Source organism: Streptosporangium lutulentum (genome assembly GCF_030811455.1).
GTDB lineage: Bacteria > Actinomycetota > Actinomycetes > Streptosporangiales > Streptosporangiaceae > Streptosporangium > Streptosporangium lutulentum.
The window spans coordinates 890,865-914,772 of sequence record NZ_JAUSQU010000001.1 but is presented as its reverse complement, the minus strand read 5'-3'; the positions used below and the strand labels follow the sequence as shown (position 1 = coordinate 914,772).

The window sequence follows — 23,908 nt, the reverse complement described above, 5'->3', positions numbered from 1 at the left end:
CCGAATCGGAGCGTTCATGCTTTCCGGCATCTCGACGCGAATGAGGGAACTGGTCGCCGACCGCGTTCCGTTCGTCCACGCGGTCGTGGTCCGCGCCCATTTCCCGACGGCGGTCAGCCCCGGCGACGACGCGATCGTCCTGCTCGACGGCTCCATCGAGGGTTTCGTCGGCGGCCAGTGCGCCGAGAGCTCCGTGCGCACGGCTGCTCTCGGCGCGCTTCGGGACGGCCGGTCCGTGCTGCTGCGGGTGCTGCCGGAAGGCGAGCTGGACTTCCCCGAGTCTCCCGGCGCCCAGGTCGTGGTGAACCCCTGCCTGTCCGGCGGCGCGCTGGAGATCTTTCTCCAGCCGTTGCTCCCGTCGCCGGTGATCTGGATCGTCGGCCGGTCGCCGATCGCCGAGGCGCTGGCCGAGCTGGCCCGCCCGCTGGACCTCACCGTACGGCGGGCGGCGGACGAGCGGGGTCCGGCGGGCGCCACCGCGGTCGTGGTGTGCAGCCACGGGCGCGACGAGATCGCCGCCATCCGCGCCGCGCTGGACGCCGGGGTCGAGTACGTCGGCCTGGTCGCCAGCCACCGGCGCGGTACGGCGGTGCTGGCGGAGATGGAACTCACCGAGGCCGAACGCCGGCGGGTCCGTTCGCCGGTCGGGCTCCGGATCGGGGCCCGTACCGCGCCCGAGATCGCCCTGTCGATCCTGGCGGAGATCGTCGCCGCGATCCGCACCCGGGGACTGACCCCGGCGGCGACGCCTTCCGGCCCGCCCGGCGGCGAACCCTCGACGCCGACTTCCGGGTCGCCGGCCGGCGGACCCGCGACGGCGGTTCCCGGACCGGGCGGCGGACCCGCGACGGCCCCGAAGGCGCAGGCCGTCGACCCGATCTGCGGCATGACCGTGACCCTCTCCCCCGGCACGCCCCACCTGGCCGTCGGCGGTGAGGACGTGTGGTTCTGCGGACCGGGTTGCCGCCGGCGCTACGCGGAGGAAGGAGGGCTGTAGAACGTCGTGAACCAGATCTTCGCCGATGCCGCCGAGGTCCAGCGACGCCTGGACGACATGGACTACCTGGTCGACGAGGGCACCGCCTCGGCGCTGTTCTTCGCGCTGACCCTCGGTCAGCCCCTGCTCCTGGAGGGTGAGCCCGGCGTCGGCAAGACGACCGCGGCCAAGGCCCTGGCCCGCGCCCTGGTCACGCCCCTGATCCGGCTGCAGTGCTACGAGGGGCTGACGGCGAGCGAGGCGCTCTACGAGTGGAACTACCAACGGCAGCTGCTCGCCATCCGGCTGGCCGAGTCGCGGCGGGACAACCTGACCGACGCCGACCTGTTCAGCGAGGAGTTCCTGCAGGAGCGCCCGATCCTGCGGGCCATCCGGCACAGCGGGCCGATGCCGCCCGTGCTGCTGATCGACGAGATCGACCGCGCGGACGACGAGTTCGAGGCGTTGCTGTTCGAGTTCCTCGGCGAGTCCTCGATCACGATCCCGGAGCTCGGCACGTTCACGGCGAAGCGCCGGCCGATCGTCGTCCTGACCTCCAACCGCAGCAGGGACCTGCACGACGCGCTCCGGCGGCGCTGCCTGTACCACTGGATCGACTTTCCCCCGGCTGAGCGGGCCGCGGAGATCCTGCGTCGTTCGGTTCCGGCCGCGAACGAGCCCCTGATCCGGTCGGTCACCGCGTTCATCGGCCGCGTGCGCCTGCTCGACCTCGACAAGGCGCCCGGCATGGCGGAGGCGATCGACTGGGTCTCCGCCCTGTCCGCGCTCGGCGCGACCGACCTGGTCCGGGAGGACGTCGTCCGGACACTCAGCACCATCGCGAAGACACCGGACGACTGCGACGCGATCACCGGGGCACTCGGCCATCTGGGCCGTGCCCACGGCGCGACCGCCTGATCGACAGCACAGGGAGAGGCCATGAGGATTGACCACGAGTTCACCGTCGGCGTTCCGATCGATCAGGCGTGGGCGGTGCTCACCGATCTCGAGGGCATCGCCCCGTGCATGCCCGGCGCTCAACTGACCGGGGTGGACTGCGACGTCTACTCCGGCAAGGTGAAGGTCAAGGTCGGCCCTGTCGTCTCCGAGTACGCCGGCACGGTCCGGTTCGTCGAGAAGGACGACACGAACCATCGCGCCGTCATCGACGCCAAGGGCCGCGACTCGCGCGGGGCGGGCAACGCCTCGGCGGTCATCACCGCGCGGCTCCGGGCCGACGGCGCGCACACCGTCGTCACCGTCGACACGGATCTGAAGATCTCCGGCAAGATCGCCCAGCTCGGCAGTGGAATGATCAAAGAGGTCTCCGGGAAGCTGCTCGGCCAGTTCGCGGCCTGCCTTGAGGGAAAGCTCGCGGTCGGCGTCCCCGCCACCCCGGCCGCGGACCCCGGTTCGCCCGGCGTCGCCCGGCCGGACGAGGTCCGAAAGACGCCGGCGCGTCCCGGCCCGGCACTCCAGGAGGCGGCCGACGCCAATGCGGCACCCCGGGAAACGAGCGAAGCCGATACGCCGTCTCGGGAAACAGACGGAACCGATGCGGTACCCGAGGGAACGGGCAAGGCCGATACGCCGTCCCGGGAAACAGCCGAGACCGGGGAAGCACCCTCGGGAACGGGCGACGCCGATCCGGCGCGCGGACGCGTCATCACCCCGGCGTCCGACGCCGAACCGCTGGACGTGATGAGCATCGCCGGCAGCTCCGTCTACAAGCGGGCGCTTCCCGTCACCGTCGCCCTTCTTGTCGTCCTCGCCGTCGTCGTCTATCTCCTTGTCGCGTAAGTCGTCCCCCGACCCGGCCGGTTCCCCGATGGTGCCGGGGGTCGACCGCGCGGCGTTCGCCGTCGCGCTCGCGGTCCGCCTTCGGCAGCGTGGCGTGCCCGTCGGTCTCACCGCCGTCGAGAACCTCGTCCGCGCACTGGAGGTGTCCCCTCCGGACTCGCCGACGAGGTTGTACTGGACCGCCCGGATCAGCCTGGTACGGCGGCGCTCGGAGATCGACGTCTTCGACGCGGTGTTCGCGGCGGTGTTCGGCGGCGTGGCCCTGTCGCTCGATCCGCACGCGCGCCGTCGGTCGCGGACCATCGGCGGGGACGACGACGTCCTCGCCTCCCTGCCCGGCGCCTCCTCGGAGCAGCGGCCCGGGGACGCGCTGCCCTGGGCGACGCTCCCCCCGGTGGTCGCCGGCGCGGACGAGCCGGACGGCTCGCTCGCCGTACCCGACCGCCTGCCGAACGACGTCTCCGGCCTGGCGGAGGTCCCGTTCGAACACCTCGACGCCCGGGAGATGGAACTGCTCGGCACGTGGCTGCGCTCGCTCGTGGCCGACTGGCCCACCCGGCGGAGCCGGCGGCTCGCCGCGGGTCCCCGAGGCCGCCGCATCGCGGTGCGGGCCACCGTACAGCGCTCTCGCCGGACCGGCTGGGAGCCCCTTCGCCTGGTGCGGGAGCGGGCGATCGACAAACCGCGACGGGTCGTCATGCTCTGTGACGTCAGCCAGTCCATGCAGGCGCAGGCACAGGCCTACTTTCACCTGATGCGCGCCCTGGCGCTGGCCGCCGACGCGGAGGTGTTCGCCTTCGCGACGTCGCTGACCCGGTTGACCACGGTCCTGACGCACAAGTCGGCGGCCGTCGCCATCGAGCAGGCCACGGACAAGGTCACCGACCGGTTCGGCGGGACGCTGATAGCGACCAACGTGCGGGCGCTGCTGTCCTCCCACCACGGAGGAGCGGTCCGGGGCGCCATCGTGATCGTCGGCTCGGACGGCTGGGACAGCGACTCCCCGGAGGCCCTGGCGTCCGCGATGGCGCGCCTGCGCCGGCGCGCGCATCGCGTGATCTGGATGAACCCGAGGGCCTCCGCCCCGGGCTTCGAGCCGCGCGTCGCCGGCATGGCCGCCGCTCTTCCGTACTGCGACCGGCTGCTGCCGGCGGACACCTTCCGATCCCTGCAACACGTGATCACTGAGATCTCACGGGTCTGCCACCGAACCTGAGTCCTCAGGGTCGGGCCGGCACCTTCCCACGCGCCGAACCGACCCCTTTCACGCCTGACCGACGCATTCACTCACATTGAACTTTGATTGTCACGAATGCGTCTAGCACGTCACCTATCTTTTGATCTCTATTGCCGCCCGGCCGGAGCGAGTGGTACTCATCTTGGAAAGATTGATCACCAAGCGACCCGGGAGGCAGTGATGATCGTTGCCGTTCCCCGGCCGGACGGTGGCCACCGGGACGGGCTCACCCGTCAGGGTGTCGGGGGTACGCGGTAGCGCCGCCGAACGGTGACGGGGAGCCCCGCGTCCGCGCCCCGCCACCGCACAGGTCGCGTGAACCCCGCATGATCCCTTGATCCCTGAGAAAGGTGGACCCCCCTCATGAACCACCCGCAGCACGAAGGGCTGAGCAGGCGCCGCGTCCTGGGCGGAGCGGCCGGACTGGCCGCTGGAGCCGCGACCGTCGCGGTGGGACTGCCGCCCGACGGCGCGTCCGCCGATTCCACGCGGATCGCCCCCGATTCCGTCCGCCGGCACCGGCAGGCGGCGAACGTGACGATCACCCGTGATGACTGGGGCATCCCCCATGTGGTGGGCAAGACCGACGCCGACGCGGTGTTCGGAATGATGTACGCCCAGGCCGAGGACGACTTCAACCGGATCGAGAACAACTATCTGGTCAGTCTCGGCCGCCTTGCCGAGGCCGAGGGCGAGAGTGCGATCTGGCAGGACCTGCGCCAGCGGCTGTTCGTCGATCCCGAGGTGCTGAAGAGGGATCACACGAGGAGCCCGGCCTGGTTGCGCAAGCTGATGCAGGCCTGGGCGGACGGGCTGAACCACTACCTGGAGACGCATCCCGAGGTGCGTCCGCGCGTGATCAAGCGGTTCGAGCCGTGGATGGCGCTGAGCTTCTCCGAAGGCAGCATCGGCGGTGACATCGAGAGGGTGCCGCTCACCCAGCTTGAGGCCTTCTACGGCGACCGCGCGGTGGAGATGACCGACGAGGAGCGCGGGCTGCTGTTCCAGGAGCCCAAGGGCTCCAACGGCATGGCGATCGCGCCGAGTCACACGCGGAACGGCCACGCACTGCTGCTGATCAACCCGCACACCAGCTTCTTCTTCCGCGCCGAGCAGCAGGTGACGAGCGGCGAAGGGCTCAACGCCTACGGCGCGGCCACCTGGGGACAGTTCTTCATCTACCAGGGCTTCAACGCGAACGCGGGCTGGATGCACACGTCGAGCGGCGTCGACAACGTCGACGAGTTCGCCGAGACGATCGTGACCGGGGCGAACGGCAGACGCTCCTACCGCTACGGCAACGCGCTGCGGCCGGTGAAGACGAAGAAGATCACATTGTCCTACCGCACCGCGGACGGCGGGCAGGCGCGGCGCGACTTCACCACCTTCGCCACGCACCACGGTCCGATCGTCCGCGAGGCGGACGGCAAGTGGATCGCGTTCTCCCTGATGAACAAGCCCCTTGAGGCGCTGCAGCAGAGCTTCCTGCGCACCAAGGCGCGCAATTACTCGGACTACCTCGAGGTGGCGGGCTTCAAGGCCAACAGCTCGAACAACACGCTGTTCGCGGACTCCAAGGGCGAGATCGCCTTCCTGATGCCGCAGTTCATGCCGGTCCGCGACGATCGCTTCGACTATCGCAAGCCCGTCGACGGCAGCGACCCGGCGACCGACTGGCGCGGGCTGCACAGTCTCAAGAGCCTGCCGCAGGCGGTGAACCCGAAGAACGGCTGGGCGTTCAACGCGAACAACTGGCCCTGGACCGCGGCCGGCGCGGACAGCCCCAAGGCCACCGACTACCCGCGCTATTTCGACCAGGCCGGCGAGAACCCGCGCGGGCCGCAGGCGATCCGGGTGCTGAGCGCGCGGCGCGACTTCACCCCGCAGACGCTGATCGCCGCCGCCTTCGACACCTACCTCACCGCCTTCGCCCGGCTCGTGCCGGGGCTGATCACGGCGTGGGACAGGCTGCCCGAGGGCGACCGGCAGAAGGCGGATCTCGCCGGCCCGATCGGTCTGCTGCGCGGCTGGGACCACCGCTGGGGCGCGGATTCGACCGCGACCTCGCTGGCCGTGTTCTGGGGCGAGGCGCTCTGGGCGCCCTTGGCCCAGGCGGCGAGGGACGCGGGCCTGTCGATGTGGGACTACCTGGCCGAGCGTGCCACCGACGCGCAGCGGCTCACGGCGCTCAAGGCGGCGGCGGAGCGGCTGACCCAGGATTTCGGCGGCTGGCAGGTGCCCTGGGGCGAGATCAACCGCTTCCAGCGCAACGACGGCGCGATCGTCCAGACGTTCGACGACGCCAAGCCGAGCAGCCCGGTGCCTTTCACCTCCGCGCAATGGGGCTCCCTCGCCTCGTTCGGGGCGAGGCGCTATCCGGGAACGAAGCGCTATTACGGCACCAGCGGCAACAGCTTCGTGGCGGTCGTGGAGTTCGGGCCGAGGCTGCGCGCCTGGGCGGTGACGGCGGGAGGCGCGAGCGGGCATCCCGGCTCACCGCACTTCAACGACCAGGCCGAACGTTACGCGAGCGGCAACCTCCGGCCCGTCTACTTCTATCCCGACGACCTCAAGGGCCATATCGAGCGGAGCTACAGGCCCGGCAGGTGATCTGCCGCCGGAGCAGCCCGGCCGGCCCTTCCGTGAACGCGCGGAGCCGCGTCAGCTCCAGAGAGTGACGTGAACGGAGGGGCGGAACCGGCCGACGCTGACCCCCGGGCCGCGCAGCATCGCCTGCGTGGCCCGCGGGGTGGTGACGAACCGGACGAGTTCGGCGGCCGCCGACGACGCGCCCCGTTCGGCGAGGGTCGACGTGGCCCACACCCCGTCGAATCGGAGGGTCCGCCCGGCGACGCGGACAAGGCGGCCGTTGGCCAGATCCTGCGCGACCGCGAAGGAGACCGTCGGCGCCACCCCGTGGTTGCGCTTGACCTCCTCCAAGGCCGCGGAGTGACTCTGGAAGATCCGCTGGTGTCCCTCGGACACCTTGAGGCGGCGCAGGATCGCGGGAATCACGCCGATGTCCGCCGCCGCCGACGGGCCGAGCAGCCACGTCTCCTCACGTAACCGGTGGGTGTCCGCGTCGAGCTGGGCGAGCGGGTGGTCCGGTCCGGACACGACGATCACCTGATAGTTGAGGAACGGCCGGCACGCCAGCGACTCGTCCGGGTTTCCCGCCCGGGGCCCGATCGCCACGTCCACCGTCCGGGAGTGCAGCAGGGCACCGAACTTTCGTGGATCGTGCACGCTCAGCTCCACGTCAAGGTCGGCGGCCCTGCTGGTGAACAGCCCGATCAGGCCGGGCGCCGCGTGCTCGGCGAACAGGCTGGACGCCGCGACGCGCAGCAGCCGCCGGCCCCGGCTCGCCTGGCTCACCTCGACGATCGTGCGTTCCTGCAGGCTGAGCATCTCCGTCGCCCGGCTCGCGAGCCGCAGCCCTCCGGGGGTGAAGGCGAGCCCGGACGCGGTCCGCGTGAACAGCTGGTCGCCGAACTCCTTGCGCAACTGACCGATGTGCAACGAGACGGCGGCCTCCGACACCCCGAGCTCCGCCGCCGCCTCCTTGACCGAACCGAGCCGCACCACGGCGACGAACGCGCGTAGCTGGGTGGGTGTCACGCGGGGAACGTTACTGTACAAATCTGGCGATCAGTAGGGGACGGTGCTGAGGAAAGGCTGTCGATTTCCGCCACGAGCGCGGCTCTCCCCCGTCGTGGAAGGCCCTGGCCCCGGCATCCGCCCGCGTCTCCGGTCCCGGTCGCCTCACCGTCCACCGCCACGACGCCGGCGTCCGTCCACCGCGGGTGCGCCGACGCCGATGTCATCGGCGGCCGCTGTCCGTATCATCTCGGCATGGTGCTGAACCCGGAGCCACGGCTCGACCGGCGGGCGGTGCTCCTGGCCGCCGGAGGGCTGCTCGTCGGGTGCTCCCGGCCGCCCGAGGTCGACAAGGTCCGCCTGCGACTGGCCACCGGGCCGGCGGGGGCGGTGTACCGGCGCATCGGCGGCGCGCTGGCCGAGCACATCTCCCAGCAGGTGCCGGGGGTCGCGGTGGTCACCGTGCCGAGCGGGGCGTCCGCCGACAACATCCGGATGCTGCGGGCCGGCGAGGTGCACCTGGGGCTGACGAGCCTGGACGCGCTGATCACCACCGACGGCAGCGCGCCCGAGGAGCTCTCGGCGATATGCCGGCTCTACGACAGCCACCTGCATCTCGTGGTCATGGCGGATTCGGCGATCGACGAGTTCCGGGACCTGAAGGGCAAGCGCGTATCCCTCGGCGCCCGCGACTCGGGGACGGAGTTCACGTCGCTGCGGGTTCTGAGGCTCGGCCCGGTGGACGCCGACGGCCGCTACCTCAGCCAGGCCGAATCGGCGGCGGCGCTGCGCGACGGCGAGATCGACGCGATGTTCTCCCTGACCGGCGTCCCGACCCCCGCCATCGCGGAGCTGGCGCAGCGGCACCCGATCCGGCTGATCCCGTTGGACGCGCAGGCGGACGCGCTCTTGGAGGCGTTCCCAGGTCCCTACACTCCGGCCATGACCCCCGCGACCGCCTACGCCGGTGTCCCGGCCACCCGCACCGTCGCCGTGCCGAACGTGCTTCTCGTGCGCAACGACCTGCCCGACGACCTGGTCTACGCCATCACCGACACGATCTTCACGCATACCGGCGCGATCATCTCCGCCAGTCGCGACGGCGCCGAAGCCGTTCCCGAAGCGTGGCAGATCAACGTGCGTACCGGGATCTCCACCGCGTCGATCCCGCTCCATCCGGGCGCGGCCGCCTGGTTCCGCGACCGCAAGCGCTGACCCGGGACGGCGGCAGGGCGGCGGAGGCCGGGTCCTCAGACCGGCGACGGATCCGGGGCGCCGGACGACGGCGTCACCCGCGGAACGACCGGCAAGGTGACCACCGCGGCGAATCCGTGCCCGGACCCGTCCGGACGCGGCAGGCCCTCCTCCAGCCGCAGCTCGCCCCCGGCCGCCCCGACCAGGTCGGCGCAGATCGCCAGTCCCAGGCCGGTCCCGGGCACGTTCTGGTGCCGCGGCGACCGCCAGAACCGCTGTAGCGCCTGGGCCCGCTCGGACGCGTCGATGCCCTGGCCGTCGTCGCGGACGGTGATCGTGACCACGCCTGCGGCCGCGGAGGCGTCACCGGGGCCGGCGCCCGTGCCACCGGGGACGACCCGGGCGGCCACCTCCACCACCCGCGCGTCCGACAGCCGCAACGCGTTGCTGATCAGCTCGTCCAGGATGCTGCCCAGCCCGCCCGTCGGCTCCAGCAACCGCAGCCCCGGCCGCACGTCGACCGCCAGTGTCTGCCCCGCCGTCGCCGTCAGCGCCCGCCATCGGTCCACCCGGGTCGCCAGCACCGCGTCGAGATCCACCGGCGACGCCGTCCGTATGCTCTCCATCCGCGCACTGGCCTGCAGGGAGTTCAGCATCCGCTGCATCGCCTTCAGCTCGTCGACGGCGACGTCGTACACCTGCCGCCCGTTACCGGCCGCGCGCAGGTGCGGTTCCAGACTCTCCACGGCGAGCCGGAGGCTGGTCAGCGGATTGCGCAGCTGATGCGACGCGTCGGACACGAACGCCCGCTGCCGCTGCACGGCGTTCTCGACCGCGTCCATCATGGTGTTGAACGACTCCGCCAGCCGCCGCAGCTCGACCGGGCCGGCCTCGGCGTCCGCCCGGATCGTGAGGTCGCCCTGTGAGATCCGCGAACTCGCCGCGTCCAGCTCCCGCACCGGCCGCAGCACCCACGCCGACACCGGCCAGGCGACGGCCACCAGAGCGACCAGCGGCAGCAGCCCGAGCCCGGCGAGCCAGGCCCATCGCACGAGGATGCTGTAGCGCGTCTTCGACAGGTCGGAAATCGTCACGACGGCGCCGACGACCTCGCTGTCCCGGCCCACCGGCTCCGCGACCACGAGCGCGGAGTCGTCCCACGGCGCCCACGCCCCTGACGGTTCGGACCTCGCCCCGGCCAGCGCCGCGGTCACGATCCGGGGCAACCCCGGCTCGGCCCGCGCCGCCTCCCGGTACGCACCGGCGGGTCCGAGCAGCACCGTGCCCGACGTGTCGATCACCGCGACCGGGATGCCGTACAGCTCGTGGTAGTGCGCCAGCTCCTGGTGGAGCGCCTCGGTCCGCCCGGTCGACAGCGCGGTCTCGGCCAGCGACGCGAACCGGCCGACGTCGTTGAGCCGGTCGACGTAGGTCTCCTGCATCTCCCGCTCGGCCACGGTGACGCTGAGCGGCACCCCGAGCGCCGAGACGAGCAGCACCGCGAGGGGCACCAGGACGACGAGCAGACGACGGTGCACGGCGTGTCAGCCGATCAGCTCCGGCTGGTCGGCCAGGAGCCGATAGCCGACCCCGTGGATCGTGCGGATGAGCACGGCCGGTCCGAGCTTGTGCCGCAACGCCGCGATGTGGGTGTCCAGGGTGCGGCTTGAGGGCTCCCAGGTCGCGCCCCAGATCTGGTCGAGGATGACGTCGCGGCTCACCACGTTCGGCGCCCGCCGGGCCAGCAGCAGGAGCAGCTCGAACTCCTTGCGGGTCAGCGTCACGGGCGTGCCGCCGATGGTGACCTCGCGGGTGCCGACGCCGATCCGCATCGGACCGAGGACGAGCGGCTCGTCCGGGTGGCTCAGGGAGCGAGCCACCCGGGTGCGCCGCAGGACGGCGTCGATCCGGGCCAGCAGCTCCGGGATGCCGAAGGGCTTCACGATGTAATCGTCGGCGCCGGCGCGCAGGCCACGGACCCGTTCGTGCTCCTCCGACCGTGCCGTCACGGCGATGACGGCGGTCTCGGGGCGGTCACGCAGCTTGCGGATCACGTCGAGTCCGTCGCCGTCGGGCAGCCCCAGGTCGACGAGGACCACATCGGACGGGGCGGCGTGCACGGCCTCCGCCGCGGTGGCGAGGCGGTGGACCTCGAAGCCCGCCTGGACCAGGACGGTCACCAGAGCCCGCGCCACGCGGTCGTCATCCTCGATGATGGTGATCCGCATACCGGCGGATTCTACGGCCCCGATCATCAGATCTTGGGATTTCTCTGACAATCAGCGCATTCCTTGGGATTCCTCTGACACCATCCGCGTCCCCGCTGTCCGAGACTGAGGCCGCGCACTCACCGACGAGTGCGCGTGCGCTGAGGAGGAGGCCGCGATATGAGAACGACCGGCAGACACCGGGCCGCCGCGCGGATGATCGCCGCGCTCGGCGTCCTTTCGCTCGTCGCCGCCTGTTCCGGCAACGGAGGCGCCGCCGGCGGAGGTGCCACCAGTGGTGGCGACGCAGGTGCGGGCTACCCGGACCAGAACATCACGTTCGTCGTGCCGTTCAGCGCGGGCGGCCCGACGGACGTCGTCACCCGCATGATCGCCGAGCCGATGGCCGCCAAGCTCGGCGCCAAGATCGTCGTCCAGAACGCCGAGGGTGCGGGCGGCACGGTCGGCGCGGGCGAGGTCGCGCGGGCCGAGCCCGACGGCTACACCGTGCTCATGCACCACATCGGCATGTCGACGGCGCCCGCCCTGTACCAGAACCTGGGCTACAAGCCGCTTGAGGACTTCGAGATGGTCGGGCTCGTCACCGAGGTGCCGATGACGGTCGTCGCCCGCAAGGACTTCGCCCCCACGACGCTCCAGGAGCTCGTGACCTACGTGAAGGCGAACGCCGACAAGGTCACGCTGGCCAACGCCGGCATCGGCGCCGCGTCCCACCTGTGCGGCCTGCTGTTCCAGAGCGCCACCGGTGTCAAGCTCCAGGAGGTCCCGTACGAAGGCACCGGCCCCGCGCTGACCGACCTCGTCGGCGGCCAGGTCGACTTCATGTGCGACCAGACGACCAACACCAGCGGCCAGATCTCCTCGGGCAAGGTGAAGGCGTACGCGGTCACCACGCCGGAGCGGGTGAAGAGCCTGCCCGACCTGCCCACCACGGCCGAGGCCGGGCTGCCCCAGCTCGAGGTCAGCGTGTGGCACGGTCTCTACGTCCCGACCGGCACGCCGCAGGCGGTCGTCCAGAAGCTGTCCGAGGCGCTGAAGACGGCGCTGGCCGACCCGAAGGTCATCGACCAGATGGCCAAGCTCGGCACCGCGCCGGTCCCGGCCGAGGACACGACCCCGCAGGCGCTCCGGACCAAGCTCGAAGAGCAGCTCGGCACCTGGGCGAAGGTCATCGCCGACGCCGGCGTCAAGGCCTCCTGAGATGGAGCGCCGCCGGTCCTTCCCCGACATCCTCGTCGGGGGGATCTTCGTCCTGATCGGTGGCGCGTTCGTGGTGGGGTCGCTCGGCTACGAGCTGGGCACCCCGCTGCGGATGGGCCCCGGCGCCTTCCCGCTGCTGGTCGGCGCGACCGTGGCCGCCCTGGGCCTGGCGATCGTCGTCAAGGGACTCGTCGCCGGCGAGATGATCTCGTTCGGGCCGATCCCCTGGCGTGCGGTCGCCGCCATCGTGCTCGCGATCCTGTTCTTCGGATTCACCGTTCGGGGCCTCGGATTCGTACCGACGTCGGCGGTGACCGCCCTGCTCACCGCGCTGGCCAGCTCGCGCGTACGGCTGCTCACGGCCGTGGCCGTGGCCGCCGGACTGACCGTGGCCGGCACGCTCATCTTCGTCGTCGGACTTCAGCTACGAGTCCCGCTGTGGGGCCCGTGGCTGGGGTTCTGACGCGGCATCCGGATTGAGACATGGAACTTCTCGACAACCTCGCACTGGGCTTCTCGACCGCCCTGATGGTTCAGAACGTCCTCTACTGCTTCGTGGGAGTGCTGCTCGGGACGGCGGTCGGCGTGCTGCCCGGCATCGGGCCGACGGCGACGGTGGCGATGCTGCTGCCGATCACGTTCAACTTCGAGCCGGTGACGGCGCTGATCATGCTGGCCGGCATCTACTACGGCGCGCAGTACGGCGGCTCGACGACCGCGATCCTGATCAACCTGCCCGGCGAGTCGTCGGCGGCGGTCACCGCGCTGGACGGGCACGAGATGGCCCGGCAGGGCCGGGCCGGCGCGGCGCTGGCCGCCGCCGCGATCGGATCCTTCATCGCGGGTACGGTGGCCACCGTCGTGCTGGCCGTCGCGGCCCCGCCGCTGGCCGACGTCGCGTTGAAGTTCGGCCCGGCCGAATACTTCTCGCTGGTGCTGCTCGGCCTGATCGTGTCGATCGCGCTGGCGCGCGGCTCGACGCTCAAGGCACTGGCGATGATCGCGCTCGGCGTCCTGCTCGGCACGATCGGCCAGGACCTCTACACCGGCACGCCCCGGTTCGTGTTCGACCAGCGCGAGCTGTACGGCGGCATCGACTTCGTGTCGGTCGCCGTCGGCATGTTCGGGGTGGCCGAGATCCTGCGCAACCTGGAGAACGAGCAGACCCGCACGGCGGTCGTCAGCAAGGTGAAGAGCCTCTGGCCGACCCGCGAGGACCGGCGCCGGATCGTCGGCCCGATCCTGCGGGGCACCGGTCTCGGCGCCGCGCTCGGCGTCCTGCCCGGCGGTGGCCACGTGCTGGCCTCGTTCGCCTCGTACGCCGTCGAGAAGCGGATCTCGAAGCGGCGGGAGGAGTTCGGGCGCGGCGCGATCGAGGGCGTCGCCGGTCCCGAGTCGGCGAACAACGCCGCCGCGCAGACGTCGTTCATCCCGCTGCTCACCCTGGGCCTGCCCGCCCACCCGGTGATGGCGCTGATGGTCGGCGCGTTCATCGTCCACGGCATAACCCCCGGCCCGAACGTCATCACCGACGAACCGGCGCTGTTCTGGGGCCTGATCGCGTCGATGTGGATCGGCAACGTGCTGCTCGTGCTGCTCAACCTGCCGCTGATCGGCTTCTGGGTGCGCATGCTGCGCATCCCGTACCAGGTGCTGTTCCCGATGATCATCCTGTTCGCCGCGATCGGCACCTACTCCCTGGAGTTCAACGCGTACGACGTCTACGCGATCGCGTTCTTCGGGATCCTGGGCTACATCCTGATCAAGTGCGGCTGCGAGCCGGCTCCCCTGCTGCTCGGCTTCGTCCTCGGACCCTTGCTTGAGGAGAACCTGCGGCGGGCGCTCATCATCTCCCGCGGCGACGCGTCGGTCTTCCTGACCCGGCCCATCTCCGCGGTGCTCCTGGCCCTGACCGTGGCGGCGCTCGTCATCGCCGTCCTCCCGGCGATTCGCAAGCGCCGCGAGATCGTGTTCACGGAGGAGGAGTAGGGACCGTCGATCCGTGTGCTCGGCGTCCTCCGTCTCCGCGAGACGACCGGTCCACGTCCTTCCCGGCGCCCGGTCCGGGCCGGCGCCCGGGAAGGACGGATCGGCGGCGGCACCGGCATCGCGCCCGGACCGGCCGCGCGAGGCCACCGGGCAGCGGTGTCATTCGGGAACGTGGGCGATCTGGACCAGTCGCTGCTGTTGCCGGGTGATCAGCACCCCACGTCCCGAGACCTGCCGCGACGGACGCACATTGCCGAGGAGTTCGCCCTCCGCCCTGTCGCCGGAGAGAACGAGACCGCCGGTCCCCAGGTCTCGCAACCTCTGCAGCACCGGCTCGAACAGGGCTCGGCCGGCTCCCCCCGAGCGGCGGGCGACGACCAGGTGCAGCCCGAGGTCGTATGACATCGGAAGCAGCTCGATCAGCGGAGCCAGCGGGTTGCCGCCCGAGGTGACCACCAGGTCGTAGTCGTCGACCAGCAGGTAGAGCTCCGCTCCCGTCCACCACGAACGGTCGCGGAGTTGCTCCGGTGTGATGTCGAGACCGGGCAACCGCTTCTCCAGCGCGGATCTGAGATCGGCGATCACGGAGGCGAGGGCGGATCCGGAGGCGGCGTACCCGATCAGGTGTTCCGTGTCCACGGCGCCCAGCAGCGCCCGCCGGTAGTCGACGATGACCATCCTGGCCTGTTTGTGGTCGTTGCCCGCCACGATGCCCTTGGCCAGCAGCCGCAGCGTGTTCGACTTCCCTGATTCGTTCTCACCGAAGATCATCATGTTCGGTTCGGCTTTGAAGTCCCACATGACGGGGGCCAGATCCCCCTCTCCCAGCCCCAGGGGGATCAGGTGGCCGGCGGGCCGCTCCAGCGCGGTGAGGTCGGCCAGCGGCAGCACCCGGGGAAGCAGCCGGACCTGCGGCGCCACCGGACCCGGCCACGCCTCCCGCACCGCGTCGACCAGGTCCCGCACGCCCCGGCCGAGGTCCTCGGCCGAGGTCTGCCCGTCGATCCTGGGCAGGGCCGCCAGGAAGTGGAAGGGGCCCGGGGTGATCCCGCGCCCCGGCGTGCCCTCCGGCACGGAGACCGCGGCCCGCCGGTCGATCTCGGAGTCCGCGGGATCGCCGAGGCGCAGTTCCAGCCGGGTGCCGAAGGTGTCCCGCAGGGCCGGCCGCACCGCGGCCCAGCGCTCGGCACCGAGCACGAGGTGGACTCCGTAGGTCACGCCACGATGGGCGACGGCCAGGACGTGGGGTTCGAGTTCCTCGAACTCCTGGCGGAGCACGCTCCAGCCGTCGATCACCAGGAACACGTCACCGAACCGGTCTTCCGGCACCTGTCCGGCGGCCAGCTGTTCGCGGTACGCGTGCATCGAGTCGACGCCCCGGCTCAAAAAGATCTTTTCGCGCCGCTCCAGGATGCTCGCGACCTCCAGGACGATCCGGCGGACCCGTTCGCCCTCCAGCCGGCCGCCGACCCCGCTCATGTGCGGGAGCCCGGACAGCGCGGCCAGCCCGCCACCCCCGAAGTCCAGGCAGAAGAACTGCGCCTCGGCCGGCGTGTGGGTGAGCGCGAGGGAGGAGATGAGGGTGCGGAGCAGCGTCGTCTTGCCCGACTGCGGACCGCCGACGACGATCGCCTGCCCCTCCGCACCGGACAGGTCGGCGTAGAGGATGTCACGCCGTTGCTGGAACGGCCGGTCCATGATGCCGAGCGGGACGCGCAGCGGTGGTGAGCTCCCCATGGACGGATCCGGCCTGAGTCCGCGCTCAGGGTCGGCGGTGAGCGGCAGCAGCTCGTCCAGCGTGACCGGGGCGCCCAGCGGGGGGAGCCACACCGGGTGGGCGTCAGGCCCCTGGCCCGCCAGCCGCCGCACGATCACATCGATCGTCATGTCGTCGAACTCATGGTTCGCGGGGACCTGCCCTGTTTCCCCGGAGTCCTCCGGGCCGACGCGGGAGAGGCCGCCGGTTTCCGGCCGGCGGTACGGACCCGAGACGTACGTGCCCTTGAACCTCGTCAACGACGACTCCACCCCGCCGGACTTCAGATAGCCGGAGCCGGGCAGGGACGGGAGCTGGTAGGCGTCCGGCACTCCGAGGAGGGCACGGCTCTCCGTGGCGGAGAAGGTCCTCAGTCCGATCTGGTAACTGAGATGGGCGTCCAGACCCCGTAGCGCGCCCTCTTCCAGGCGTTGTGAGGCCAGGAGCAGATGTACGCCGAGGCTGCGCCCCACTCGGCCGACCTGTACCAGTGTGTCGATGAAATCGGGTTTTTGCGTGAGCAGTTCGCTGAACTCATCGATCACGATCAGCAGTGACGGCAGCGGAGCCAGTGCCGTTCCGGCCGCCCGGGCCGCCTCGTAGTCCCATGCGCTGGCGTAGTTTCCGGCCGCCCACAGCAGTTCCTGACGCCGGGCCAGTTCTCCGGCGACGGCGTCACGCATGCGGTCCACCAGGGCCAGGTCGTCCACCAGATTCGTGATCGACGCCGCCACGTGCGGCAGGGCGTTCAGCCCGGCGAAGGTCGCGCCGCCCTTGAAGTCCGCGAGGACGAAGTTGAGACTCTCCGGGGAATGCGTCACGGCCAACGCGAGAACGAGACAGCGCAACAGCTCGGACTTGCCGGAACCGGTGGCTCCGACGCACAGACCGTGCGGGCCCATGCCGTCGCGTGCGGACTCCTTCAGATCGAGCATCACCGGCTCGCCCTCGGAGTCGATCCCGATGGGCACCCGGAGGTGTTCCCGCGGCGGACGGGGACGCCACATCCGCGCCAGATCGATCTCGGCGGCGTCCGCGATACCGAGCAGTTCGGTCAGGAGCACATTCGAGGCGAGCGGTTCGGGCCGGTCGGGCTCGGCGACCCGCACGGACGACCACGCCTCCTGCACCTGGATCGACAGGGAGACGAGGGCCTCACGGTCGCCGATCTGGTCCGCGTCCGCCTCGATCCTGGGCAGTGCGACGCGAAAGGGCCTGCCCCCCGCAAGCCCCCTGCCGGTGGCCAACGTGCTGGAGAGCACCGCGTCGTATCGGGAGTCGGCCGGGTCGTCCAGGGCCAGCTCGTACCGCGTGCCCAGGATGCTCAGCAGTTCCGCTGGAATCGTGCTCCACTGCCGCGACGACAGAACGACATGGACGCCGTAGTAGAGGCCGGCGTTGGCGATGCGCCGGACTTCCCGTTCCAGCGCCTCCCTGCCGATCGAGAAGTCGAGCCAGCCGTCCACGACCAGGAACACATCGCCGTGCATTCCCGCCGGGAGTTTCCGTGACACCCGCAGCGCGCGGAACTCGTCCACCGACTCGATGTCCAGTTTGCGGAACATGATCTGCCGCGTTTCGATGATGTCCTGGGCTCTCGTGAGAACGGCGGCGACCATGTCGACCTCGTGAGGCGCCGCCACCATCTGCACGTGCGGCAGCCGGCGCAGCACCCCGAGCCCGTTAACCCGTCCTTCCAGCAGGAGGAAGACCGCTTCCTCGGGGCTGTGCGTCAGCGCCAGGGCCGTCAGGAGCGTGCGCAGAAGGGTCGTCTTGCCGCTGCCGGACTTGCCCACCACCGCCGCGTGCCCGCCCCGGCTGGTCAGGTCCGCGACCACGAGCTCCTCGCCGGTCCGGCGGTCGATACGGCCGATCGGCACCTCCAGGCGCGAGGCTCCCGGCCACGCGTCGCATCTCAGTCCCTGGTCCACCGTGCTGACCAGTGGTGGCAGCAGCGAGCCCAGAGCCAGGCCGTCCGCGGCCCGGACCGCTCTCCAGCTCCCGGACCGCTCGTGGATCGACGGCGCGTAGGCGAGCTCGACGCGCCCAACGCACGCCCCCTTCTTGGTCGGCTTCTGCTCCTCGCCCAACTGCGAGATCACGGCACGGAAGACGTAGTCGTACAGCTCGTCGGGGGTGACGATGCCGTCCCGGTCGGCGTCGGCCGCGCCTGAGCGCAGACCTTCGATCACCGCGCCGGTGAAGACCGAGGCCGGTTCGCCGTTGTCGGTGAACTGGGTCCCCTCGTAGGCGTAGGCGAGGCTCGTGGTCGAGGTCAGGACGACGGTGCCCTTCCCCAGCACCTCACGTTCCACGTCGATTCGCCGTTCGGAGCGCGTCGACAGGCCCCGGTTGAAGAGCCCGCTGTAACAACAGTCCAACAGGACGATCTTGGCGGCCGCCTCGCACTCGTCGAGCAGATCGTGAACCAGGGAGGCCCGGATCGCCGTGGTGTTCCGACGGGCCAGCTGGGTGTCGACCGTCGCGAAGAACAGCCGGTCCACGTCGTTCGCCAGCCCGTGACAGGCGATGTAGAGCAGTACCAGGTCGTCGGGCATGCGGTTCGTGAGCAGCTCTTCGATCGCCGCCTCGATCTCCGCCTTCGGACGGTTCAGCAGAACGCGCACATGGTCGAACCGGCCAATCGACTGATCTTCGAGCAGCTGCGCCAGCTGGCCGGCGTCCCGGCCCGGGGCACGGAGCCGGTTCAGTCCCGGATCCCCGTAACCGTCAGTTGCGATCAGTAGTGCGATCCTCCGGCCCACGGAGCGTCTCCCCTTCCTCCGTCGCCGTCTCGGCCTCCCCGGTTTCGGCGGGCCGGCCCCATATCGCCGCCAACTCGATCAGCTGCTCCGCCGGAATCCCGGTCCCGGAGGCCGTGACGGTGCCCTGGACACCGTTGACCTCCCAGGTGACCTTGGCCTCGACCACGGCCGACCGGTCAAGCCGTCGCATCACCACCTCCAGCACCGCCTTGATCACGGCGCTGGAGAACACACCGCCGACCACCAGCACACCGAGCTGAGTCGCCAGCCCGGACCTCGCACCGGCCGGCACCTGGGAGTCGGGCTTGAGGGCCACCCGGACGGTGCCCAGGCTCCGCAGATCATCGTGGAGCTGCCGGGTCAGCCGGTCGAGACGCTCGGCGGTGACGGTGGGGGCCGCCTCGATCGTCAGTTCCACGTCCCGCATTGCCCGTCCTCCGTGGTTCGCCCGGCCATTGCCGACATTCTGACAACAGAAGCTTCGAAGCGAGTGAATTGTAGAGGAAACAATTAACGGGAGCCGAGAAAACGACGGTGGCTCCAGGTCTTCGAGCTGGGACCGCGCAAAACGGTAAAGCACGTCCGGGTGTGGACCTCGGCGGCCGGGAGCCCCGGGCCCCCGAATTCGCTTATACGGGGCGGTGCACGAGCGTGGGCCGGCATGACGGGCTGTCTCGGTTCGTCGGCGACGTCCACGAGCGGCGCGGTTGACGCCCGGCGCCGGGCGTCAACCGCGGCCGACGTCGGCGACCGGACCGCAGTGGGGCCCCCGGCCGCGGCCGGGGGCCCACGGGGACGAGGACTAGTCTCGCGAGCGGTCGCCGAGGCGGTCGACCCAGCCGGTGTCCTGATAGGCCACCCGCGTCAGCGGGGAGGACTCGCCCTCCTTCGTGATCGCGTACTCCAGGAGCTTCGCGCTCTCCTTGTCGAAGGTCAGACGAAGCTCGAACGAGCCCTCATCGGCGGTGAAACGCGAGGTGAGGGCAACCCCTGTACGCCCCAACACATCGGTGACCTCGCCCTGGGACGTGATGCCCGGCTGCTCGGCCAGCACCTTGAACAGGGCGGACCGGGTGCCGGGGGTGAGCGGTGCCCGCAGCAGGTCCAGACTCGTCTGCGGCAGGTACCCGGCGAAGTCGGACCTGTCCTTGGCGCTGCTCTTGCCGTACAGGCTCCGCAGCCGTCGCTCCAGGCCCTCCTTGTCGGTCGGCAGGCTTGCCACGTTCTGGATGGTCAGGGTCGGGTTGTCGATCGACAGGGGCAGCGGGTGGTCGAAGGAGACGGTCGACGGCTTGTCGTTCCGCAGAACGGGGGAACCCGCCTTCTTCCACTTCGCCTCGTCCTCCGGGGACCCGAACGTGATCTTCACGTCCTGGTTGCCGATCGTACGGCTGGAGTCGCCCTTGTCCCGCGCGTACCACGCGTCCTGCGTATAGGCGGTGGTCACCGCGTACGGCACCGCCGGAGGCGAGGCCTTGAGCTCGCCGATCTTCCTCTCCAGTTCCTTTCTGGCGGTCTCCAGCTCCGACGGCCTGCCCTTCAGTTCCTTCTTCTCGGCCTCCCACTTCTCCACCAGGGACTTCACCTCGGCCGCGTACTCGACCTCGTCCGTCGTGGCCTTCTGGGTGACGCGCTCGCGGGTGTACCAGTAGCGGCCCGATTCGGCGGGCTCACGGGCGGCGGTCACGGCCGCCGCGAGCAGGAAGGACCGCGCGTCCACCGTCTGCGGGGTCTGAGAACCCCGTGGGATCGCGGCGGCGGTGGGCGCGCCGGGCGCGGATTCCCCGGAGACGAGGCCGGGAACGACGATCACGGCGGCGGCCGCTCCCGCGACGGCGGTGGCGGCGGTGATCAGGAACGGAAGGCGGGGCATCGTGAGTCTCCGGGAGCGCTGAGGGGAGCGGGGGGTCCGGAACGCGCGGGCAAGGTCGTCCGAGCGGCGGCGAAGGTAGGCCTCCTCGGTCAGCCCGTCCAGTTCCACGGGTTTGAGCCGGGCGAACACGCGGTCGGTCATGCCGGTTTCCTCGCCGGATCGGTGGGGTGGGTATGTCATCAGGCCTCCTCGGTGAGCCGCGCCCGGGCCAGGCTCGAACGGGGTCTCGCGACTCTCGCCTCCGTGCCCAGCGCCCTGCCCAGACGCTTGCGGGCCCGGTGGAGCCTGACGTTGTACGTACGGGTCGAGCAGCCCATGACGGCGGCGGCCTGGTCGGGCGGCAACCCGTGCCAGGTGGCGAGCGCCATCGCCTCCACGTCCTGCTCCGGCAGGGTGGCCAGCGCGTTGAGCGCGCTCTCGCGGTCCACGACGTGCTCGGCGATGTCGAAGATCAGGTGATCCTGAGAGGTGCTGAGCGCCGCGAGCCGGTCGACCAGATTCCGCCGCCGCTGACGCGAGTCCCATTGCTTGGCCAGCAGGTTCCGCACCACGCCGAGCAGCCACGGCAGCGCCGGGTCGGGCAACTCGTCCAACCGTCGCCAGGCGATCAGGAAGGTCTCGCTGGACACGTCTTCCGCCATGCCGTGCTCGGTGCGCAACAGGGCGTATCCCAGCACGCTCCGGTAGTGCCGGTCATAGAGGTCGGTGAATCGTTCTTCGGGGTCGTCCACACCCAGTAGTCCCTCCGGAGCGGCTCCGATTACCACCCGCCTTAGAAATATCTAAAAACGGATTAGAAGGGACAATTCTTACGTGAAGGCCGCGTCGAGGTCGGGTCAGGTCGCCATGACCCGGTCGTGGCGCGGGTGGCGCGACCGCCGCCCGTCGTGACGCAGGCGGTTCAGGACGAACGACAGGACCACCCCGTACGTCACGTGTCCGGCGGCCATGACGGCCTGGCGTTCCGGACGGTCACGGTGGATCGGCGGCATGATGCCGAGGCCGGGCACCCATCCCTGGTAGCTGACGATCCAGATCGCCAGGCCGTACGCGGCACCCAGCGACGGCCGGGATTCGCGGCCGCCCACGGTCACGGCGAACAGCGCCCCGCAGGCGGCGCCGAAGGCGAAGTGCGCGGCCGCGCCGAGCACGCCCTCACCCGGCTTGGGCCGATGCATGGGGCCGGGAAGCGCGGCTCTGGCGATGCGCTGGGGCGGATGTTCCCCCATCAGCCCGGCCCGGTCTCCGGCGAGCATCACGGCGCTCATGACCGCGGTGGCGAGCACACCACCGAGGGCTCCCTCCGCGAGATCCCGCATCATTTCGGCTGACTGCCCCGGCCCGGATGCGAAGAAACCACCGATCGATCCAAGGTTTGCCCGCCTGACTCGCCACCTGGTCCGTCCACCCGGCCGACATCCGGGCGCGACGGAAGGATTTTTCGCGGGGAAGTGCGCGGTCGCAGTACCGCTCGGGCGTGCACCTCCCCGCCGAGGATCACCCTGGGGAAACGTCGGTGCGATCTTCTAGGCTGAGGTTATGGCACGAGCAAACGAAGACGTGGCAGCCGCGCTGGAGGAATACGCCGAGCTGTTCGCGATGACGGGTGGTGACGCGTTCCGGGTCCGCAGTTACCAGAAGGCGGCCAAGGCGATCGCGGGTTTTCCCGAGGACATCGCGACCACGGCCGTGCGGAGCGTGCCCGGGGTGGGCGAGGCGATCGCCAAGAAGGTCGAGGAGCATCTGGAGAGAGGCAGCTTCCGGCAGCTCGACGAGTTGCGCGGCAAGGTTCCCGAGGGGGTCAGGAGGCTGACCCGGATCGCCTCCCTCGGGCCGAAGAAGGCCGTCTTCCTCTACCAGGAGCTCGGCATCGACTCCCCGGAGGCCCTGGCGGGCGCCATCGGGGAGGGGCGGCTGAAGGGGGTGAAGGGCTTCGGCGCCAAGACCGAGGAAAACCTGCTCAAGGGCATCGAGCAGCTTGCCCGGAGCGGTACCAGGGTACATCTCGGTGTGGCGATGGACCTGGCCGAGCGGATCATCGCCTCGCTGCCCGCCGAACGGATCGCCTACGCCGGATCGCTGCGCCGGATGAAGGACACCATCGGCGACATCGACATCCTCGCGGTCGGCCCCACGTCCCTGATGGACGACTTCAAAGCCCAGCCCTACGTCGCGGAGGTCATCGCCTCGGGTGAGAAGAAAACCTCGATCCGCACCGTCCAGGGAGTCCAGGTGGACCTGCGGGTGGTTCCGGCCGAGTCCTGGGGGGCCGCGATGCAGTACTTCACCGGTTCCAAGGAGCACAACGTGCACCTGCGCGAGATCACGGTGAAAAAGGGCTGGAAGCTCTCCGAATACGGCCTGTTCGAGGGCGAGCGGGTGATCGCGGCCGAGCGCGAGGAAGACATCTACCAGGCGCTCGGCCTGCAGTGGGTCCCGCCGACGCTGCGCGAGGACGGCGGGGAGATCCCCGCCGCGCTCAAGGGCGAGCTGCCCGTGCTCGTCACCGCGGACGACCTCAAGGGCGACCTGCACACCCACACCGATCTGACCGACGGCATCGCCTCGCTGGAGGACATGGTCGCCGCCGCCCACGCGCGCGGCCATTCCTACTACGCGGTGACCGATCACGCGCCCGAGCTGGCGATGCAGCGGATGACGCTGGAGAAGGCCCTGGAGCAGCGCGAGCAGCTACGCCGACTTCAGTCGAAATATCCGGATATGCGACTGTTGCACGGCAGCGAGCTCAACATCGCCCCCGACGGCTCGGTCGACTGGCCGGCCGAGGTGCTGGCGGGGTTCGACGTGTGCGTGGCGAGCGTGCACTCGCATTTCACCCAGTCGCGCGAGGAGATGACCCGGCGGTTCGTCACCGCGTGCGAGAACCCGCACGTGCACATCATCGGCCACCCCACCACCCGCAAGATCGGCGCACGCCCGCCGGTGGACGCCGACTGGGACGAGGTGTTCCGTGCCGCCGCCCGCACCGGCACCGCGATGGAGATCGACTCCTTTCCCGACCGTTCCGACCTTCCCTCCGACCTGGTACGGCTGGCCCGCCACCACGGCGTCAAGTTCTCCGTCGACAGCGACGCCCACGCCGTGCCCCATCTGGACAACCAGCGGTTCGGCATCGGCATCGCCCAGCGCGCCTGGCTGACCAGCGACGATGTGATCAACACCTGGCCGGTGGAGCGGCTGATGAACTTTCTGAGACGTTGACGGCAACACGGCCTTCTCCCCCTTACGGATTACCCTTGTTTCTTGGTAGGAAATAGGAGTAGGGGAGAGGA

Annotated in this window: 18 protein-coding genes; 10 read left to right on the top strand and 8 right to left on the bottom strand. The window is 70.4% G+C overall.

All coding sequences use genetic code 11. The features are described 5' to 3' along the window. Window positions 1-16: 16 nt before the first annotated feature. The 5 genes from J2853_RS03880 (at window position 17) to J2853_RS03860 (ending at window position 6,623) form a co-directional block, all read left to right on the top strand. A complete protein-coding gene (locus J2853_RS03880) occupies window positions 17-997 on the top strand; it encodes an XdhC family protein (protein WP_307555028.1) in 981 nt (326 codons plus the stop codon). Between the two features lie 6 nt (window positions 998-1,003). Next, window positions 1,004-1,894, top strand: coding sequence for an AAA family ATPase (locus J2853_RS03875; protein ID WP_307555027.1), 891 nt, complete (start codon window positions 1,004-1,006; stop codon window positions 1,892-1,894). Window positions 1,895-1,915: 21 nt separating this feature from the next. Beyond that, window positions 1,916-2,776: an SRPBCC family protein gene (locus J2853_RS03870; RefSeq protein ID WP_307555025.1), complete on the top strand. Its 861-nt coding sequence runs from the start codon at window positions 1,916-1,918 to the stop codon at window positions 2,774-2,776. After that, on the top strand, window positions 2,766-3,992 hold the full coding sequence (locus tag J2853_RS03865; RefSeq protein WP_307555023.1) for a vWA domain-containing protein: 1,227 nt from the start codon (window positions 2,766-2,768) through the stop codon (window positions 3,990-3,992). The genes J2853_RS03870 and J2853_RS03865 overlap by 11 nt, the downstream gene beginning before the upstream one ends. A 384-nt stretch (window positions 3,993-4,376) precedes the next feature. Beyond that, a complete protein-coding gene (locus J2853_RS03860) occupies window positions 4,377-6,623 on the top strand; it encodes a penicillin acylase family protein (RefSeq protein ID WP_307555021.1) in 2,247 nt (748 codons plus the stop codon). Between the two features lie 51 nt (window positions 6,624-6,674). Here J2853_RS03860 and J2853_RS03855 read toward each other — a convergent pair whose 3' ends face one another. Beyond that, window positions 6,675-7,631 (bottom strand): LysR family transcriptional regulator, encoded by a 957-nt coding sequence (locus J2853_RS03855; RefSeq protein WP_307555019.1) that lies wholly within the window; start codon window positions 7,629-7,631, stop codon window positions 6,675-6,677. Window positions 7,632-7,865: 234 nt separating this feature from the next. Between J2853_RS03855 and J2853_RS03850 the strand changes: the two genes are divergently transcribed. Continuing rightward, window positions 7,866-8,825 (top strand): TAXI family TRAP transporter solute-binding subunit, encoded by a 960-nt coding sequence (locus tag J2853_RS03850; protein ID WP_307555016.1) that lies wholly within the window; start codon window positions 7,866-7,868, stop codon window positions 8,823-8,825. A 35-nt stretch (window positions 8,826-8,860) separates the two neighbouring features. Here the strand turns inward: J2853_RS03850 and J2853_RS03845 are convergent, their stop codons facing one another. Further along, a complete protein-coding gene (locus J2853_RS03845; protein WP_307555014.1) occupies window positions 8,861-10,342 on the bottom strand; it encodes a sensor histidine kinase in 1,482 nt (493 codons plus the stop codon). 6 nt (window positions 10,343-10,348) lie between these two features. Continuing rightward, a complete protein-coding gene (locus J2853_RS03840; protein ID WP_307555012.1) occupies window positions 10,349-11,032 on the bottom strand; it encodes a response regulator transcription factor in 684 nt (227 codons plus the stop codon). Between the two features lie 159 nt (window positions 11,033-11,191). Here J2853_RS03840 and J2853_RS03835 point away from each other — a divergent pair, with 159 nt between their 5' ends. From J2853_RS03835 to J2853_RS03825, 3 genes are read left to right on the top strand one after another with little or no spacing between them, the layout of a single operon-like run. Then, the gene (locus tag J2853_RS03835; protein WP_307555010.1) at window positions 11,192-12,232 is read left to right on the top strand and encodes a tripartite tricarboxylate transporter substrate-binding protein; all 1,041 of its coding nucleotides are present in this window, start codon (window positions 11,192-11,194) and stop codon (window positions 12,230-12,232) included. Between the two features lies 1 nt (window position 12,233). Beyond that, entirely contained in the window at window positions 12,234-12,695 is a 462-nt protein-coding gene (locus J2853_RS03830) for a tripartite tricarboxylate transporter TctB family protein (protein WP_307555008.1), read from the top strand. A gap of 20 nt (window positions 12,696-12,715) precedes the next feature. Continuing rightward, window positions 12,716-14,221, top strand: coding sequence for a tripartite tricarboxylate transporter permease (locus J2853_RS03825; RefSeq protein ID WP_307555006.1), 1,506 nt, complete (start codon window positions 12,716-12,718; stop codon window positions 14,219-14,221). 159 nt (window positions 14,222-14,380) lie between these two features. On the opposite strand, the gene eccCb is transcribed toward J2853_RS03825, so the two are convergent. The 5 genes from eccCb to J2853_RS03800 all read right to left on the bottom strand — a co-directional run bounded on the left by eccCb (window position 14,381) and on the right by J2853_RS03800 (window position 21,937). Further along, on the bottom strand, window positions 14,381-18,742 hold the full coding sequence (gene eccCb, locus J2853_RS03820; RefSeq protein ID WP_307555004.1) for a type VII secretion protein EccCb: 4,362 nt from the start codon (window positions 18,740-18,742) through the stop codon (window positions 14,381-14,383). After that, entirely contained in the window at window positions 18,708-19,169 is a 462-nt protein-coding gene (locus J2853_RS03815; protein WP_307555002.1) for a hypothetical protein, read from the bottom strand. Before J2853_RS03815 ends, eccCb begins: the two co-directional genes overlap by 35 nt. A 375-nt stretch (window positions 19,170-19,544) precedes the next feature. After that, entirely contained in the window at window positions 19,545-20,795 is a 1,251-nt protein-coding gene (locus J2853_RS03810) for a CU044_5270 family protein (RefSeq protein ID WP_307555000.1), read from the bottom strand. After that, complete coding sequence (locus J2853_RS03805) at window positions 20,795-21,346, bottom strand: RNA polymerase sigma factor (RefSeq protein ID WP_307554998.1); 552 nt, start codon at window positions 21,344-21,346, stop codon at window positions 20,795-20,797. Before J2853_RS03805 ends, J2853_RS03810 begins: the two co-directional genes overlap by 1 nt. A 105-nt stretch (window positions 21,347-21,451) precedes the next feature. Next, window positions 21,452-21,937: a DUF6789 family protein gene (locus tag J2853_RS03800; RefSeq protein ID WP_307554996.1), complete on the bottom strand. Its 486-nt coding sequence runs from the start codon at window positions 21,935-21,937 to the stop codon at window positions 21,452-21,454. A 217-nt stretch (window positions 21,938-22,154) separates the two neighbouring features. On the opposite strand from J2853_RS03800, the gene polX reads away from it, so the two are divergent. Beyond that, a complete protein-coding gene (gene polX, locus J2853_RS03795) occupies window positions 22,155-23,837 on the top strand; it encodes a DNA polymerase/3'-5' exonuclease PolX (protein WP_307554994.1) in 1,683 nt (560 codons plus the stop codon). The last annotated feature ends 71 nt before the right edge of the window (window positions 23,838-23,908 follow it).

Excerpts from the sequence above, each read along its gene's own strand:
- J2853_RS03880 (WP_307555028.1), top strand. The coding sequence starts at position 17 with ATGCTTTCCGGCATCTCGACGCGAATGAGGGAACTGGTCGCCGACCGC.
- J2853_RS03870 (WP_307555025.1), top strand. The coding sequence starts at position 1,916 with ATGAGGATTGACCACGAGTTCACCGTCGGCGTTCCGATCGATCAGGCG.
- J2853_RS03860 (WP_307555021.1), top strand. The coding sequence starts at position 4,377 with ATGAACCACCCGCAGCACGAAGGGCTGAGCAGGCGCCGCGTCCTGGGC.
- J2853_RS03850 (WP_307555016.1), top strand. The coding sequence starts at position 7,866 with ATGGTGCTGAACCCGGAGCCACGGCTCGACCGGCGGGCGGTGCTCCTG.
- J2853_RS03840 (WP_307555012.1), bottom strand. The coding sequence starts at position 11,032 with ATGCGGATCACCATCATCGAGGATGACGACCGCGTGGCGCGGGCTCTG.
- J2853_RS03835 (WP_307555010.1), top strand. The coding sequence starts at position 11,192 with ATGAGAACGACCGGCAGACACCGGGCCGCCGCGCGGATGATCGCCGCG.
- J2853_RS03830 (WP_307555008.1), top strand. The coding sequence starts at position 12,234 with ATGGAGCGCCGCCGGTCCTTCCCCGACATCCTCGTCGGGGGGATCTTC.
- J2853_RS03825 (WP_307555006.1), top strand. The coding sequence starts at position 12,716 with ATGGAACTTCTCGACAACCTCGCACTGGGCTTCTCGACCGCCCTGATG.
- J2853_RS03815 (WP_307555002.1), bottom strand. The coding sequence starts at position 19,169 with ATGCGGGACGTGGAACTGACGATCGAGGCGGCCCCCACCGTCACCGCC.
- J2853_RS03810 (WP_307555000.1), bottom strand. The coding sequence starts at position 20,795 with ATGACATACCCACCCCACCGATCCGGCGAGGAAACCGGCATGACCGAC.
- J2853_RS03800 (WP_307554996.1), bottom strand. The coding sequence starts at position 21,937 with ATGATGCGGGATCTCGCGGAGGGAGCCCTCGGTGGTGTGCTCGCCACC.
- polX (WP_307554994.1), top strand. The coding sequence starts at position 22,155 with ATGGCACGAGCAAACGAAGACGTGGCAGCCGCGCTGGAGGAATACGCC.